This window comes from Halobacillus salinarum (assembly GCF_022919095.1).
GTDB classification, from domain to species: domain Bacteria; phylum Bacillota; class Bacilli; order Bacillales; family Halobacillaceae; genus Halobacillus_B; species Halobacillus_B salinarum.
Genome location: NZ_CP095073.1, coordinates 170000 through 185779 on the forward strand (window position 1 = coordinate 170000; position 15780 = coordinate 185779).

The 15780-nt window shown below is 39.7% G+C and carries 24 protein-coding genes; 2 read left to right on the forward strand and 22 right to left on the reverse strand.

What is annotated here, in order from left to right:
* Positions 1-252: 252 nt before the first annotated feature.
* The 7 genes from MUN89_RS00925 to MUN89_RS00955 all read right to left on the reverse strand — a co-directional run bounded on the left by MUN89_RS00925 (position 253) and on the right by MUN89_RS00955 (position 4454).
* Positions 253-471: a hypothetical protein gene (locus tag MUN89_RS00925; RefSeq protein ID WP_244710651.1), complete on the reverse strand. Its 219-nt coding sequence runs from the start codon at positions 469-471 to the stop codon at positions 253-255.
* A gap of 405 nt (positions 472-876) precedes the next feature.
* Positions 877-1374: a hypothetical protein gene (locus MUN89_RS00930; RefSeq protein ID WP_244710653.1), complete on the reverse strand. Its 498-nt coding sequence runs from the start codon at positions 1372-1374 to the stop codon at positions 877-879.
* A 208-nt stretch (positions 1375-1582) separates the two neighbouring features.
* Positions 1583-3115, reverse strand: coding sequence for a YfjI family protein (locus MUN89_RS00935; protein WP_244710655.1), 1533 nt, complete (start codon positions 3113-3115; stop codon positions 1583-1585).
* Complete coding sequence (locus MUN89_RS00940) at positions 3112-3393, reverse strand: primase alpha helix C-terminal domain-containing protein (protein ID WP_244710657.1); 282 nt, start codon at positions 3391-3393, stop codon at positions 3112-3114. The genes MUN89_RS00935 and MUN89_RS00940 overlap by 4 nt, the downstream gene beginning before the upstream one ends.
* Before the next feature lie 101 nt (positions 3394-3494).
* The gene (locus MUN89_RS00945) at positions 3495-3950 is read right to left on the reverse strand and encodes a bifunctional DNA primase/polymerase (RefSeq protein ID WP_244710659.1); all 456 of its coding nucleotides are present in this window, start codon (positions 3948-3950) and stop codon (positions 3495-3497) included.
* Between the two features lie 15 nt (positions 3951-3965).
* Complete coding sequence (locus MUN89_RS00950) at positions 3966-4244, reverse strand: excisionase family DNA-binding protein (protein ID WP_244710661.1); 279 nt, start codon at positions 4242-4244, stop codon at positions 3966-3968.
* On the reverse strand, positions 4245-4454 hold the full coding sequence (locus MUN89_RS00955) for a helix-turn-helix domain-containing protein (protein WP_244710662.1): 210 nt from the start codon (positions 4452-4454) through the stop codon (positions 4245-4247).
* 115 nt (positions 4455-4569) lie between these two features.
* Here MUN89_RS00955 and MUN89_RS00960 point away from each other — a divergent pair, with 115 nt between their 5' ends.
* Both MUN89_RS00960 and MUN89_RS00965 read left to right on the forward strand, forming a co-directional pair.
* Positions 4570-5511 carry a hypothetical protein gene (locus MUN89_RS00960; RefSeq protein ID WP_244710664.1) on the forward strand — a complete coding sequence of 314 codons (942 nt, stop codon included), beginning with the start codon at positions 4570-4572 and terminating at the stop codon, positions 5509-5511.
* Between the two features lie 68 nt (positions 5512-5579).
* Positions 5580-6728: a tyrosine-type recombinase/integrase gene (locus tag MUN89_RS00965; protein WP_244710665.1), complete on the forward strand. Its 1149-nt coding sequence runs from the start codon at positions 5580-5582 to the stop codon at positions 6726-6728.
* Between the two features lie 108 nt (positions 6729-6836).
* On the opposite strand, the gene rpsI is transcribed toward MUN89_RS00965, so the two are convergent.
* The 15 genes from rpsI to MUN89_RS01040 all read right to left on the reverse strand — a co-directional run bounded on the left by rpsI (position 6837) and on the right by MUN89_RS01040 (position 15751).
* On the reverse strand, positions 6837-7229 hold the full coding sequence (rpsI, locus tag MUN89_RS00970; protein WP_244710667.1) for a 30S ribosomal protein S9: 393 nt from the start codon (positions 7227-7229) through the stop codon (positions 6837-6839).
* A gap of 20 nt (positions 7230-7249) precedes the next feature.
* Positions 7250-7687 carry a 50S ribosomal protein L13 gene (gene rplM, locus MUN89_RS00975; RefSeq protein WP_244710668.1) on the reverse strand — a complete coding sequence of 146 codons (438 nt, stop codon included), beginning with the start codon at positions 7685-7687 and terminating at the stop codon, positions 7250-7252.
* A 194-nt stretch (positions 7688-7881) separates the two neighbouring features.
* A complete protein-coding gene (gene truA / locus MUN89_RS00980; protein WP_318036111.1) occupies positions 7882-8616 on the reverse strand; it encodes a tRNA pseudouridine(38-40) synthase TruA in 735 nt (244 codons plus the stop codon).
* Positions 8617-8641: 25 nt separating this feature from the next.
* Positions 8642-9439, reverse strand: coding sequence for an energy-coupling factor transporter transmembrane component T family protein (locus tag MUN89_RS00985; protein WP_244710671.1), 798 nt, complete (start codon positions 9437-9439; stop codon positions 8642-8644).
* Positions 9432-10304, reverse strand: a complete 873-nt coding sequence (locus MUN89_RS00990; protein ID WP_244710673.1) for an energy-coupling factor ABC transporter ATP-binding protein — start codon at positions 10302-10304, stop codon at positions 9432-9434. The genes MUN89_RS00985 and MUN89_RS00990 overlap by 8 nt, the downstream gene beginning before the upstream one ends.
* A complete protein-coding gene (locus tag MUN89_RS00995; RefSeq protein WP_244710675.1) occupies positions 10280-11119 on the reverse strand; it encodes an energy-coupling factor ABC transporter ATP-binding protein in 840 nt (279 codons plus the stop codon). The genes MUN89_RS00990 and MUN89_RS00995 overlap by 25 nt, the downstream gene beginning before the upstream one ends.
* 212 nt (positions 11120-11331) lie before the next feature.
* The gene (gene rplQ, locus MUN89_RS01000; protein ID WP_244710677.1) at positions 11332-11691 is read right to left on the reverse strand and encodes a 50S ribosomal protein L17; all 360 of its coding nucleotides are present in this window, start codon (positions 11689-11691) and stop codon (positions 11332-11334) included.
* A gap of 39 nt (positions 11692-11730) precedes the next feature.
* Positions 11731-12675, reverse strand: coding sequence for a DNA-directed RNA polymerase subunit alpha (locus MUN89_RS01005; protein ID WP_244710678.1), 945 nt, complete (start codon positions 12673-12675; stop codon positions 11731-11733).
* Positions 12676-12849: 174 nt separating this feature from the next.
* Complete coding sequence (gene rpsK, locus MUN89_RS01010) at positions 12850-13245, reverse strand: 30S ribosomal protein S11 (protein ID WP_244710680.1); 396 nt, start codon at positions 13243-13245, stop codon at positions 12850-12852.
* 28 nt (positions 13246-13273) lie between these two features.
* Positions 13274-13639: a 30S ribosomal protein S13 gene (rpsM, locus tag MUN89_RS01015; RefSeq protein WP_244710682.1), complete on the reverse strand. Its 366-nt coding sequence runs from the start codon at positions 13637-13639 to the stop codon at positions 13274-13276.
* 23 nt (positions 13640-13662) lie between these two features.
* On the reverse strand, positions 13663-13776 hold the full coding sequence (gene rpmJ / locus MUN89_RS01020; protein WP_244710684.1) for a 50S ribosomal protein L36: 114 nt from the start codon (positions 13774-13776) through the stop codon (positions 13663-13665).
* 30 nt (positions 13777-13806) lie between these two features.
* Positions 13807-14025, reverse strand: a complete 219-nt coding sequence (gene infA, locus MUN89_RS01025; protein ID WP_101846995.1) for a translation initiation factor IF-1 — start codon at positions 14023-14025, stop codon at positions 13807-13809.
* The gene (locus tag MUN89_RS01030; protein WP_244710686.1) at positions 14003-14338 is read right to left on the reverse strand and encodes a KOW domain-containing RNA-binding protein; all 336 of its coding nucleotides are present in this window, start codon (positions 14336-14338) and stop codon (positions 14003-14005) included. The genes infA and MUN89_RS01030 overlap by 23 nt, the downstream gene beginning before the upstream one ends.
* Before the next feature lie 16 nt (positions 14339-14354).
* Entirely contained in the window at positions 14355-15101 is a 747-nt protein-coding gene (map, locus tag MUN89_RS01035) for a type I methionyl aminopeptidase (protein WP_244710688.1), read from the reverse strand.
* On the reverse strand, positions 15098-15751 hold the full coding sequence (locus MUN89_RS01040) for an adenylate kinase (RefSeq protein ID WP_244710690.1): 654 nt from the start codon (positions 15749-15751) through the stop codon (positions 15098-15100). Before MUN89_RS01040 ends, map begins: the two co-directional genes overlap by 4 nt.
* Between the last annotated feature and the right edge of the window lie 29 nt (positions 15752-15780).

Below are 15780 nucleotides of genomic sequence, written 5' to 3' on the forward strand. Positions count from 1 at the left end.
CGAAAATTGTACCAATCGAAAAAACTATTGAGTATACAGCATGACAACTACATCATTTTCATTTTATTACATAAAGGTTATTTTGGTATATATGGAATAACCTATATTATGCTTTCATCAATTTAAAGTTTCTACTCTATAAAAAACCGTAGAGTTAAATCCAACGGTTTCTAATGAAATATATTGTTTTTGGCAAATACTGTATCAAAAGAGAAAAGGACAGTATTATGAATTTATGATCGAAATTATTGTTTACATGGTTGTTTTTTTACTATCAATTTTGACTACTAATTCATCACCACTTATATTACGAACTTTCATACGTTTAGGCGATAATTCACTTAGGATCTTTCCGTCCCAAAACTCTTTGGTTTTCACTCCGTTTTTAATAACATAGCCATACTTATCTATTTTTATTTCAGTATCGCTATTCCATATTCCATCCTCGTTAGTAGAGTCTACACTAACCATTTCAATTAACTCCAGCCCCGTATCACTTATTGTTAGTGGTTCAAAACCCTTCTGAGACTTGTGCGTCCCTCAATTGCCCTATAGTATTTATGTAGTTAATTAAATCTTTAATAGTACAATCTTTTGAATGTAACCACTGATTTTTCTTTTCTTTAATAATGCTATAAAGCATAGCTATTAATTCTCCCTCATTAATTACTGGTGATTAAAAACAGGTAATCTTGAATAATATTTTGTCGAATTAAGATCTACAAATAATTTTATTACTTATTTTAATATGGTTTTAACACTTTATTTTAACATAAGGAAATAGGAAGCTACAGCAATATTTTTCTTTCTATATAAGCGGAAATAACATTATTTACACACTTTGAGCTAATGACAAATAGAAGAGCGTCCATATTTCTATGGACGCTTAATTTCCTTACATTGGTTTAATTTTTCTTGGTACTCATTTAATAACTCTTGCTTTGAATGATCAGATACCTGATTAAATAACTCTTCATCAAGTTTTATTTTTGCTTCAGTTGTCAATATTTTATCGACTTCATCATGGCCAATACCCATTAAATCTCTGCTATTAATACCAGTAATCTTCAAAATTTCTAGCGCTATTTTCCAGCCATTTTCATTATCCACTTCTTTTTCTAATCGCTGCACAGCCTTTGGTATTAATGCTCTCATTCTGTCCATTGAGGAACCCAATAACTCTTTTCTTCTTTTATTTAATTCTGCCCTAAAGTGAACGTCATAATTACGCCATTTTGTTATAGTGACCCTGTTTACATCAATTTCCTCAGCAACACCTTGATCTGTTTTTCCTGTAATTAATAAATCAATCGCATTTAATTGCACTAGAGTTAATCCCTGTTCTCTTTTGTAGCCTTTTGTAGCTCTCGTCATTATTTTAAACCTCCTTTGTTTGATGGACTGAAAAAAATTGAATTCTTTAATTAATGGCCACTATTCCCAAAACCCCAGTAAACTACTTCTCTTGGTGTACCTTTATTAATTTATTTATGGAATGTTATTAAGCTTCACCCACTAATCCCACTCCTTAGTAATTGAGAATAGTGGGCTCTAAAAAAATATTTCAGTTTTTTTAATCCTCTTACGAAAGTTGGCTTTTGTAATTATTGTGGATATTAGGAATAGTGACCTTGGGGTTTACAAATATTTTGTAACTTTTTCTCCCCTTACCACTAGAGTTTGTAATTTGTCTTTTAATCAAGTTTCTTTCCTCTAATTCAATGACCGCCGATTCGAAACGTGCTACATACTTAAAAGTGCCTTTAGTTCCTTGGAAAACTTCTCGTTTGGAATATACTTCTTTACCATGGTTCAATAAGAACTTGAGTAAATATTTCGCATCTTCCAATCCTTGATCTTTCCCCATCAAGCCATATGCTAGCCTAGCGTGTTCAACAAAGTAATTCATAAGTTTTTTTGCTCTTCTAATAGTATCTAAATTCACCTTTTTAGGTAGATTGCTTAAATCTCCGTTAATATAAGTTGCCACATGGAGTAAACCGGCTATACGAATAATTTGGCCAGCCAATTTACTCCCCCATTCTTTCATTTCGTGTAAAGTTCCACTTTCTTTTAACATTTCCTCAATTTCCATTCTCATATCCTGCTCAAAAAGCATGGCTTCCTTAGAAAAAGTAAGTTCTATTTCTGCCTTAGGGTTGAATGCTAACATCTTCTTTAAATTCATTTGATATTCCTCTTTCACCCCCTCATTGATGGGTTCTGGGTTAACTTTCCTATAACCTACAAGAGATTCAGGGAATGAATATATAAAGCGTTGCATTAGGCCTCTGTCTTTAAAAGCACATGGAAAATCTCTAACCACTGAAGGCTGGACGAATAACCCTATAGTTAAACACGGAGAGTGTAATAAGATTGGTTCTCTCCCTATTCGATCAATAGGAGTATAATCACCTGTGTGACCATTTAGGTAGATTTCCAAATTTGTCTTCCCGTCACTTGAATATCGACCAGCCATATTGTTAAAAACCCCGCCACCTTCAGCTGATAATACAGCAATTTTTTCTTTATTTTCCGAAAGTAAAACACCCAGTTTTTCAGCTGTTATATCCCCTGTGATATATCGTGGGATAGTGGGCAATCTATCCGCCCTAATTTCTTTCTCAAGGCACGAAATTTCATTTAACATTGAACGGTCACCTGTGTCTCCAAATTTTTTTTGCAGTAATTCTAACCGTTTCTTTTTAGCCTTCAATATTGCTTCCTTCTCCCTCAACTCTACTAAAATTTTATCTTGTTCTTCTTTTTCAAAATTGGTTACAGGAGCTGTCAAAAGTTTAAAAACAGCTGATTTTCTATTCCCCGGAGGGAGAGCCAATATCACATAGGAATTCAAAGGTTCACTCCACTGAGGTGTAATTTTGATATAGAATTTTTTTGAAAGTATTGAAGATAATATTGAGATGGTGACCATACCTGAAGCATCAGTAGGTGTTTGTGTTGCTTCAGCAACCTCTTCAATATAATTTCTTAGCCATTCAGGAAATATATCTGTATTGAAATCGGGTAATTCATTTTCTTTAAAGTGTATAGGTTCTTGCCAATCTGAGATCTCTTCTTTTTGCCCATCAGATAAATCCTCTATAATTCTCAAATACCTCCTCCCCCTCTTCTGCGAATTGACTCTTTATTAGCGATAGAATTATAAATTTTCACTAACTCTTTCTCGGTTAGAGGTGGATGAGCGTTTGTTTTATTCCATGATTTCAGGAGTTCTAAAGCTACTTCAGTAGCCACATTTTTCCTAAGCAAATGACCGGAGATTGAAGCGGCAGTATTATTTCTTCGTCCTTTTTCCACTCCTATCATTATTCTTTTCCATTCACCTTTCGTTTTAGGTTGAAATTTATCACACTTTGACTTAATAAGCATTTGTAATAACCATTGAGGGGCATAATTAATTTCACATTGTAACGGATGACTTGATAATTCCCATTCATACCTTTCGCTTGAAATAGTAGAAGGAGGAACAACTATATACCCCCTTGCCCCCTTACATCGATTGAAGGACGAATATTCACTTCATTTCTTACTCCTTTATGATACTTGAATAAGTAATGAAACCCTTTACTTGCAGTTATCCCTTGTACAGTCTCAGGTAACTCTCCATAGTGATCTGTTAAATTGGATAAAGTCTCTATTCCATCGCCACACTTAACATCAACGTCAATAACAAAAAAATTGTTTATATATCCAGTAGGTACACCGATGTTCGCATCTGGTGTCTCACTCCACCATTTCACTATCTGATTGACATCTCTAGTCGCTCCATGAAATCCACCTTTGTACAAGGGCTTCTTACTCCCAGGCTTTAAAGGAAATACACTCCAGCCTAACTCATTGACATAGGCTAAGGCGGCTTTTAAAATAGTATCAACATCTACTTGTGGCTGAGGATAAACTTGTCCTCTGCCATTTTTTTTAATCATTTTATCCCTCTCTTTTTAGTCCCATTTAGATTTTTGCCTAATCCACCCTTTTACATCCAATCGATTTAATCGATAAATTTGCCCTCTCTGAAAATAAGGAATTTCATTATTTGTAATCATAGATCTAACTGTAGGAACACTTACTTTCAAATATTCAGCTGTTTCTTGAATAGTCATTATGTCTTGCTCTGTGCTCTCTGCCTCTACCTCTTCCAAAACCTCTTGTATTACATTTTTTAATTCCTTTTTGCTTACGAGTAGAGTACCTTCAGGTAGTTCCAATTTAAGACTCACTTAATCCCCTCCTATTAGAGTTCCATTTTCATTGAATAGCTCATCTACTGATACGCCAAGTTCCTCAGCGAGTTTTATTCTAAGTTTTGGCCATGCCCTTCTGTGCTCGCGTTCAACCATTGTTATATTGGTAGGGTGAATACCTAAGCGAAGGCCAAGTTGCGTTTGGGTTAAACCTCTACGCCGGCGAACTAACTCTAATCTATTCATTTTCCTCCTCCTTTACTGTTGCTAATGCTACAGCTATAGAGTAAATTATATAGTAAGAGGAATAAATAATTTAGCCGCTTACTATCCCTCTTATTTATTTTAAGGAGTTGGTCTTTTGAAGAGAGTAAAACCTGCAAAGCATGTTTATGGAGAGGATTTAAAGAAAAAAATAATTCATCCCCCTAATGAAGAAGATGAATTATTTTTTTCCAAACTTCCAATTTATCCGCCATATCAAATTTACGAATATAAAGGAAACCCTTTAATAATGGCTACTGGGCTTATACACGCTAGTTTGGAAGAAATGACGACTGTAGAGAAGTTACAGAGCAAAGCAGGAGTAGCTTCCCATATTAATCCTTTTTCAGAAGAAAACCTGTTAGAAGACCTTGCAAACGTTAATATAAAAGATGAACAAACCATTTTAGATTTTTGTAATAAGTACGGATTATTTGGTTTCAATATCGATACTGGAGGCCCTAAGTCATTGACGTCTCCCCCAGAGGAGGTAGAAATAAAGGAAAAAGCATTTGTAAATTTATATGAAGAGCTTGAAGGCTTTAAGAATCATACAAGGGTACTCCAAGAACTTATTAGGAATTTCTTTATTGAAATTCCTAAAGTCCAAAAAGAAGTTAGAGGCAAAGAAGATTTTAAGAAGATTAATGAACTAAATGAACTTAGAAGAGGAAGTTCTCGTTTACTGAATAGAGGATTAAAACTTGTCTCACCAGGCCTCAATTTTGACAACGGAAAATTATTGCCCTCTTTTACATCCACTACAATGTTAGGAGCTGCATTTTACCAACTTTATGAAGCAATAACTCAGGAGAAGCAATTTCGGCGTTGCTTACACTGTAACTCACTTTTTATCCCTAGAACGCCTAATGCTAAGTTTTGCCCCCCGCTCCATTTCGGAAAGCATAGCTCCTGTCAAAACAGCTACAACCAAATGAAGAGCAGAGCTAGAAAAGCAGTTAAGGAGAAAGGGAGAACTGTGGAGGATGTAGCTCAGTCAATAGGTAGACCAGCTAAAGAAGTTAGGGGGTGGTTTTAAATAAGTTAATAAAATAAATTGTAGTATGTATCTTTAAAGTAAGTCTATAACATTAATGAGGTGAAAAAATGGCATCATTTCAAAGATATCTAACCCAACAGGGACAGAAGTGGTTATTCAAAACGGATACGGGAGTTGATCCGAAAACAGGAAAAAGACGAACAACTACACGGAGAGGGTTTAAAACAAAAAAGGAAGCACAACTAGCCGCTTCTAAACTCGAACAAGAAATAGCAAGCGGTTTATTTTTGCAAAACGATAATCTCACTTACAAGGAAGTATTCAACCAGTGGTATGAAAACCATTCGAAAACTATTAAGGTAAGCACTAAGAAGCGGATTGAGTCGATGTTTAAAAAGCATATACTGCCCCGCTTCGGCAAATTAAAAATTAAAGATATTACACGTTCCTACTGCCAAGAAATGATTAATGATATCGCTAGTTCAATTTCATCAGTCAACGACATCAAGATTCAAGTAAATCAGGTTTTCAAATATGCCATGAAGATGGACATCATATTAAAGAACCCCTTAGAGTACGTTACTATACCAAAACAGAAGAATGAATTAATACATGATTCTAGTGAGAAGGACGAGCGTAATTATTGGAAGAAAGAAGAAATAAAGAAATTCCTCACTATTACAAATCAAGAGTTGTCATTACGTGACCATGTACTCTTTCATCTTTTAATTTACACGGGGGCCCGAAAAGGTGAATTATTGGCTCTTATATGGAATGATATCGACTTTGAAGCGGGTTCTCTTCGTTTATCTAAGACGCTTTTCTATTCTGAGGGACAACATCTCTTTCAAACCTCTAAAACCAAGGAATCTAAGCGTTTAATTAGTTTAGGCACCCAAACCCTTTCCTTGCTAAAAAAATGGCAGATACAGCAGAAGGAAGAGAATTTAGCTTTGGGAAACCGCAATAGAGATGATATTGTCTTTACTCGTGCAGAAGGAACACCATTACGATCCGCTTACCTAAACGAAAAACTCAATATTATTATTAAGAAACATAACCTTCACAGAATTACGATACATGGGTTACGACATACACACGCTTCCCTTTTATTTGAAGCGGATGCTACTATCAAAGAAGTTCAAGAACGGCTGGGACATTCAGACATTAAAATGACTATGAACATTTATACACACGTTACGGATTATTTAAAAGAGCAGACAGCCGAAAAATTTCACAGGTATCTTGAGCTATGAAATATGGTCACAAAAACTTTTTGTGGTCAAAATGTGGTCAAAAGCCATTTTTAAGCATAAAAAAGACCCCCAACCAAAATGGTTGAGAGCCTTTGAAACGTTGGTATCTTAACGTTTAGAGAACTGTGGAGCACGACGAGCACCTTTAAGACCGTATTTCTTACGCTCTTTCATACGTGCGTCGCGAGTAAGTAGTCCTGCGCGTTTAAGCGGTGTACGGTATTCTGGATCCGCTTCAAGCAATGCACGAGCGATTCCATGACGAATGGCTCCCGCTTGTCCTGTGAATCCACCACCATCAACGTTTACATAAACATCATAGTTGCCTTCTGTTTCTGTAACAGCTAGCGGCTGTTTCAGAATTACACGAAGTGTTTCATATGGGAAAAAGTCTTCAGCATCACGTTTATTAACAATTACACGACCAGTTCCTGGAACAAGACGTACACGAGCTGTTGACTTCTTACGACGTCCAGTACCGGAGTATTGTACTTGTGCCACTCTCGATTACCTCCTTTAAATTATCCGCGAAGTTCGTAAACTTCCGGTTGTTGTGCTTCATGCTTGTGCTCTGAACCAGCGTAGACATGAAGTTTCTTACCCATTTTGCGTCCCAGGCTTCCTTTAGGAAGCATCCCTTTTACAGCAAGCTCAAGCATTTGCTCAGGGTATTTTGTACGCATTTCGTGAGCCGTACGAGATTTCAAACCACCTGGGTGGTTAGAATGACGATAATAGATTTTATCATTGATCTTGTTGCCCGTTAGTTCGATTTCACCTGCGTTAATAATGATTACATGATCACCAGTATCAACATGTGGTGTGTACGTTGGTTTATTTTTACCGCGAAGGATCGCAGCAACTTCGCTTGCTAAACGGCCAAGTGTCTGTCCTGCAGCGTCGACAACAAACCATTTGCGTTCCACGTTGTTTTCATTTGCCATGAAAGTTGTGCGCATGTCGGTTTCCCTCCTGAATTGTTCATTTTCATAAAACTGATTCAAATTTATCTCAAATACGATTAGTTTCCGGGGCTAATCGTGGTATAGAAATAAAATGCCATAGATTATAATATAACACGCCATATCCCCATGTCAAGAGAATGTACACCTGGATTCGTTGTTTTTTTGAAAAACTTGGACATAAATGACAGCTAAGCGTAATGGACCTTCCAAAGGAACAAGCCTTGGGCCGGAGCTGTTTTCCCTGCAGCTTCCCTGTTTTCAGCTTCAATCATGGATGGAATAACTTCTGGTTTTCTTTCTCCCATCCCAATTTCAATAAGCGTACCAACAAGAATACGAACCATATTGTATAAAAAGCCTGTGCCTTCAAATACGAAACAGAGTTCTTCCTCATCCTGAATGAGCTCAGCTTTCGTAATTGTCCGGACCTTACTGCCTTTAATATCTGTACGAGTTGAACAGAAGGACGTAAAATCGTGTTCCCCTTTTATATAGCTGCAGGCTTGCTGCATAGCTGCAACATCCAGTTTTCGGCGAATATGACAGGTGTAATTCCTCCTGAATAAATTAGGGTCAACCGCATTCCAGATAAAATAACGATATTCCTTTCCAGAAGTATCATAGCGCGCATGAAAATCGGCCTCAGCCTCGTTCACTTCAGCGATTTGAATATCGGCAGGAAGGAGAGTGCTTAAGGCGCGTTTCCAATTGAATTCAGGCAGCTCTAGAAAGGTATCAAAATGAATAATCTGCCCTTTTGCATGTACCCCCGCATCCGTTCGGCCCGAAGCTGTCACTTTAATAGTTGTTCCTTTATGCATTTTTGTTAAGGCGTTTTCCAATTCTTCCTGCACTGTTCTCCCATTAGGCTGAATTTGATAACCGGCAAACTTAGTACCATCGTACTCTACTCTGCATTTCATTCGCATCTCGCCACTTCCCTCCAGCTTAACTTCTAGTCAGGAATAATCCGAGGATTAAGGCTGAAAAGAGAAAGTACAAGCCGATATCCCGCTTTCCTATTTGTAATTCCCTTAGCTTCGTCCTGCCCTCTCCACCTCGATAACCACGTGCCTCCATGGCCATAGCAAGCTCCTCAGCGCGTTTAAAAGCGCTGACAAACAACGGCACTAAAAGAGGAATAATTGCTTTCACACGGTCTTTAAATGAGCCTGTGCGGAAGTCTACTCCTCGGGAAGCCTGTGCTTTAGAAATTTTTTCTGTTTCCTGCATTAAAGTAGGGATAAATCGCAAGGAGATCGACATCATCAATGCAAGTTCATGCACGGGGAAACGAACCTTTTTTAACGGGCCTAACAATTCCTCAATCGCGTCTGTAATTTCGATAGGTGTCGTCGTCAGGGTCAGGAGTGAAGTCACCATAATCAAGAGAAAGAAACGTAAGGATATAGCTGCGCCTTGAATCAGGGCTTCATCATAGACCTTCCACCCGAATAAAGTAAACACCACTTCACCTTGTTTCGTCACGATTAAATGAAGCAGGAAAGTAAATAAAATCAGAAACCAAACGGGCTTAAGACCTTTCACAATATAGGTGAGCGGAATTCTAGTTATTAAGGCGCTCCCGACCGCAAAGATCGTCAAAAGTCCGTAACTCATAACAGAATTAGCAAAAAACACAATCACTACATAAAAAAAGATTATCGCTATTTTAGAACGGGGATCGAGCTTATGAACTACCGAATTTCCTGGAATATACTGGCCGATCACCATAGAACTACTCATTATCCTGCCCCCCGCTAACTACAAGCGCCAGCTCTTTTGCTAATTCTGTTATCGATTGACCATTGTAGGGCAGAGATATCCCCAATCGTTCCTCAGCCTTCGTTAAGAATTCAATGACTTCTGGCACGTCAAGCTGCACTTCATTTAACGCGTCTCTCTCATTAAAAATGGCTAATGGCTCTCCTTGACTGTACACTTCACCATGATTGAGAATGATAATTTGGTCGGCGTACTTCAGGGCATCCTCCATACTGTGGGTAACGAGTACGGTGGTCAAGGACTTGTCCTGATGCAGAGCTTTGAACATTTCCATAATTTCATGCTGGCCATTAGGATCCAGGCCGGCGGTCGGTTCATCAAGCACCAGTACTTCAGGGTCCATTGCTAACACCCCTGCGATGGCAACTCTGCGCATCTGTCCTCCGCTTAAGTCAAACGGGGAACGCTGCAGCATCTCGTCAGGCAGCTGCACTGCGGCCACAGCCTGAGAAATTCTTCGATTAATTTCATTTTCCCGCACCCCAAAATTAGATGGACCGAAAGCGATATCTTTTTCAACCGTCTCTTCAAACAGCTGGTGTTCAGGGTATTGAAAAACGACCCCGACTTTCTCTCTCAAGCTTCGCAATTGTTTGTTTTTGGAGCCTGCTTTAAGATGAAAATCACCGATCTTTACTTCTCCCTCTGTAGGTTGAAGCAATCCGTTAAGGTGCTGGATTAATGTAGATTTCCCAGAGCCGGTATGTCCGATAATCGCAGTAAAGGATCCTGATGGAATCGAGAAAGAAATATGGTTAAGAGCCTTATGTTCAAACGGAGTATTAGGCTGATAAATATAGCTTACATCGTTGAATGAGATGTCCATAATTCCTCCAGTAACTCCTGGTGATTAAGTGGCTCACGTTGCACATGAATGCCGGCAGCTTTCATCTCATCTGCCAGTTTTGTGACAAAAGGAGTATCTAAGCCAATTTCGATTAACTTCTCTTTTTTTGCAAAAATTGCTCTTGGAGTATCTTCCATCCAGACTTCCCCTTGATTCATTACAATGACACGTTCAGCCTGGGTAACTTCTTTCAAATCATGTGTAATAGTAATTAATGATACATGCCGTTTATCTTGCAAATGACGTATCGTTTGCAGGATCTCTTTTCGCCCTTTCGGATCGAGCATAGCTGTTGCTTCATCAAGTATCATGTATTGCGGAGAAACTGCCAGCACGCTGGCAATGGCGACGCGCTGCTTCTGTCCTCCTGACAGACGGTGTGGTTCCTGTCTTTCAAACTCACTCATACCTACGGCTTGCAGGCTTTCTTTGATCCTTTCTACCATCAGTTCACGAGGCATGCCTTGATTTTCCATCCCAAAAGCTACATCGTCACGAACCGTAGTACCGACAAATTGATTGTCAGGATTTTGAAAAACCATTCCCACGTTTTTTCTCACATTCCAGACGTTTTCCTCGTTTACAAGCTCCCCATTTACAAGAACTTCACCTTCCTGAGGAAATAACAAACCATTCATTAATTTCGCTATGGTCGACTTTCCGGATCCATTATGGCCGATTATCGCTACCCACTCGTTTGCTTCGATCACGAAGTTCACATTTTTCAGGACCCATGGCATGTTTTCCTGATAACGGAAAGATACGTTCTTAAATTCTATTCTTTTCTGACTCATAAAAGGCTCCTTCTCTTGCCGCTTCGACTATTTCCCGGGAAATACGACAGCATTTCCTCTTCGTTAGTGCTCCCAGCAGGAAATAGTCATAATTCTTTGTTTTTTATGCAAGCACATTCCATTAAAAAGACCGCAAAAAACAAAAAAAGGGCTGGAGTAAACCTCTTACGAGATCTCTTCCTGCCCTTTCACACCAAGCGCAAGCGGTGGCATTAAACTAATTCAATGATCGCCATTTTAGCTCCATCACCTTTACGCTCGCCTAATTTAAGCACGCGAGTATATCCGCCTTGACGGTCCTCGTAACGCGGGCCAATCTCAGAGAACAATTTTTGAAGAGCTGTCTGATCTCCTTCTTCATTGGCATCCGCTTTATAAAGAAATGACTCAGCTTGACGACGGGCGTGGAGATCGCCTCGTTTACCTAGTGTAATCATCTTCTCTACTACAGAGCGAAGTTCTTTCGCTTTTGCTTCTGTAGTTTCTAAACGTTCATGAACGATCAGGTCAGTCGCTAAATTACGAAGCAGCGCCATTCGCTGATCTGTTGTACGTCCTAGTTTTCTAGCCATAGATTATCCCTCCCTTATCTGAAACTCTTAGATGACCAATTAATCTTCTTTTCTCAAACCTAAACCAAGCTCATCAAGTTTGTGTTTAACTTCTTCCAGAGACTTGCGGCCAAGGTTACGTACCTTCATCATGTCGTCTTCAGACTTATTCGCAAGCTCTTGAACTGTATTTATACCAGCGCGTTTCAAACAATTATATGAACGAACGGATAGGTCAAGTTCTTCGATCGTCATCTCCAGGACTTTTTCTTTTTGGTCTTCTTCTTTTTCAACCATGATTTCTGCTTTTTGAGCTTCATCAGTCAGGCTGACAAAGATGTTGAGATGTTCCATATAGATCTTAGCACCTAGAGAGATTGCTTCTTCAGGACGAATACTACCGTCAGTCCATACATCCAGTGTTAATTTATCAAAGTTTGAGGTTTGACCAATTCTAGTGTTCTCTACTTGATAAGTGACGCGGGAAACTGGAGTGAAAATAGAATCAACGGGAATCACACCAATTGGTAAATCTTCGTGATTGTTGCCTTCAGCCGGACGATATCCTCGGCCACGCTCAGCTGTAATACGCATCCGCAGACTTGTATTGCTATCCAAAGTAGCAATGTGAAGATCCGGATTCAGAACTTCTACATCACTGTCGTGGGTAATATCGGCAGCAGTGACTTTTCCTTCACCCTGAACATCAATCTCTAAAGTCTTTTCCTCTTCTGAATATATCTTAAGGGCCAGTTTCTTCAGGTTCAAAATGATTGTTGTAACGTCTTCAACTACACCTTCGATTGTAGAAAACTCGTGAAGCACACCATCAATTTGAACAGATGTTACAGCAGCGCCAGGAAGTGAGGATAATAGGATACGACGCAAGGAGTTCCCTAGAGTTGTACCATACCCACGTTCAAGCGGTTCGACGACGAACTTACCAAATGTGGACTCATCGCTGATCTCAACCGTTTCAATTTTTGGCTTTTCAATTTCGATCATTACACAAAAACCTCCTTCAAAACGTCGAAACCCCGGTTAGACTCCAGTCTAACCGAAATTCCTCAGGTAAGCAGTCCCGTTTTTAAAACTGCATTTTGCTGTCTAATGCGGTGCTGTTTATAAAAAGCTATCATAACCCATTATAGACAGGGTGACAAATTCTATTCAGAACTATTATACACGACGACGTTTTGGCGGACGGCAGCCATTGTGGGGAACTGGAGTTACGTCACGAATTGCTGTGATTTCCAATCCTGCTGCTTGCAGAGATCGGATCGCAGCTTCACGACCAGCTCCTGGGCCTTTAACCGTTACTTCAAGAGTTTTCATTCCGTTGTCCATTGCATCTTTAGCTGCAGATTCTGCGGCCATTTGCGCAGCAAATGGAGTAGATTTACGGGATCCTTTAAATCCAAGAGATCCTGCACTGCTCCAGCCGATAACATTCCCTTGAACATCGGTGACGGTTACAATTGTATTGTTAAACGTAGAGCGAATGTGAGCAACACCGCTCTCTATATTCTTTTTCACACGACGTTTACGACTACGAGTGTTTCCTTTACGTGCCATATAGTATGCTTACCTCCTTTATTCTTAATTACTTACGTTTATTAGCCACGGTACGACGTGGACCTTTACGCGTACGAGAGTTGTTTTTGGTTTTTTGACCACGAAGCGGAAGTCCGCGACGGTGGCGAATACCACGGTAAGAACCAATTTCAATCAAACGTTTGATGTTTAAAGAGTTCTCACGGCGAAGGTCACCTTCGACGTTGTGGTTATCCACTGCTGAACGGATCTTTGTTAATTCATCTTCTGTTAGATCACGAACACGAGTATTTTCAGAAACGCCAGCTTCTGCAAGAATCTCAGCAGCGAGTGATTTACCAACACCATAGATATAAGTTAAAGAAATTACCACGCGTTTATCGCGAGGAACATCTACACCTGCAATACGTGCCATACGATACGTGCACCTCCTTCAGATTAACCTTGTTTTTGTTTATGCTTAGGGTTATCGCAAATTACCATAACTTTTCCTTTACGACGGATAACTTTGCAATTCTCGCAAATTGGTTTTACAGAAGGTCTTACCTTCATGATCCATACCTCCTTTAAGACCGGAGTATTTTATTTATAACGATACGTAATACGTCCTCTTGTCAAATCATAAGGAGAAAGTTCAACCGTCACTTTGTCTCCAGGCAGAATTCGAATGAAGTGCATACGAATCTTTCCGGAAACGTGAGCTAAAACGGTATGACCGTTCTCAAGCTCTACCTTGAATTGTGCATTAGGCAAGGTCTCTACGACGGTACCTTCTACTTCAATTACATCGTCTTTCGCCATCGAGTTGATCTCCCTTCTTCAAATCAGTCACTACTTCATTTTCATACTTCGATACGGCAAATCTAAGCTTGCCATTTGTGACGCGACCCGTTTCTAGAAGGCTGTTCTGGACTTCCGGAGAGATGAAATCCATAAGCTCAATATGCTGTAAATTCTTTTTCTTCGGTCGATCATACTTCCGCTTATCTCCGTCGGCAAGCAGCACAAATCGGCCATCCAGTACATCGATCACGACCGCGTACTGTCCTGCCTCTCGTCCCTGTACAATACGAACAACTTGACCTATCCGTGGACTCGACTCAGATTCGTTCAAACACGATCACCTTCACTTAGGATTTTGTTAATATTTCGTAACCCTCTTCCGTAATCGCAATGGTGTGTTCGAAATGCGCACACATTTTACCATCTTGAGTGACTACAGTCCAGCGATCTGCAAGAGTCTTAACATATCTAGACCCTGCGTTGACCATGGGCTCTATAGCCAACACCATGCCCGGCTTCAACCGTGGACCTTTATCAGGAGGGCCGTAATGAGGAATTTGAGGTGCCTCATGCAGCTCTTTCCCAACTCCGTGTCCGACATATTCACGTACAATGGAGAAACCTTGTTCTTCCACATACGTTTGAATAGCATGGGATATATTTGAAAGGCGTTCACCTGGCTTTGCTTCTGCAAGTCCTTTATATAAAGATTCTTCAGTGACTTCCAGCAGCTTATCGGTGGTTTCATCAGTGATCCCGACTGGATAAGTCCACGCCGAGTCACCATGATAGCCCTGATATTTTGCACCAATATCGATACTAATAATATCGCCTTCATTTAATTTCCGGTTTCCCGGAATACCATGAACAAGCTCTTCATTGACTGAAGCACAAATACTACCACGAAATCCATTATAACCTTTAAAGGATGGGATTGCATCCTTACTGCGTATGAATTGCTCTGCAATTTCATCCAGTTCCCCGGTTGTTACCCCAGGCTGAATGTAACGCTTAAGCTCTTGGTGCGTCAAAGCAACGATTTTCCCTGCTTCACGCATAATTTCTAATTCCCGTGGTGTTTTGATGTTAATCATTTGGAAAGGTCTCCAAGCTTTTGATCAATGTCATGAAATACTTCATCGATATCATTATCTCCATTAAAGGTTACTAAATATCCCTTTTCATGGTAAAAATCTAGAAGCGGCTGTGCTTGCTCCACATTCACTTCCAAGCGTTTTTTTACGGTTTCAGGCTGATCGTCTTCACGTTGGATCAATTCAGAGCCATCTCGATCACATTTCCCCTCCACTTTCGGAGGATTAAATACAACGTGATAAGTTGCCCCACATGTAGGACAAACGCGTCGTCCAGTAAGACGCTCGATGAGCTTTTCTTTTGGAACATCGATATGAAGAACATAATCTAAGGAATCATTCATATCTTGCAGCAGATTTTCAAGAGCTTCTGCTTGAGCAATTGTTCTAGGGAACCCATCAAGCAGAAATCCTGATTCACAATCCGGCTTATTCAGGCGTTCACGTACAATTCCGATGGTTACCTCATCAGGTACAAGCTCGCCTTTATCCATAAAAGATTTCGCTTCTTTACCAAGTTCTGTTCCTTCTTTGATTGCTAACCGGAACATATCTCCTGTTGAGATATGAGGGATGTTATATTTTTCTACTATCTTCTCAGCCTGAGTACCTTTTCCAGCCCCAGGGAGACCCATCAGAATTAAATTCAACGTGTTCCCCTCGCTCTCATCATTCATTA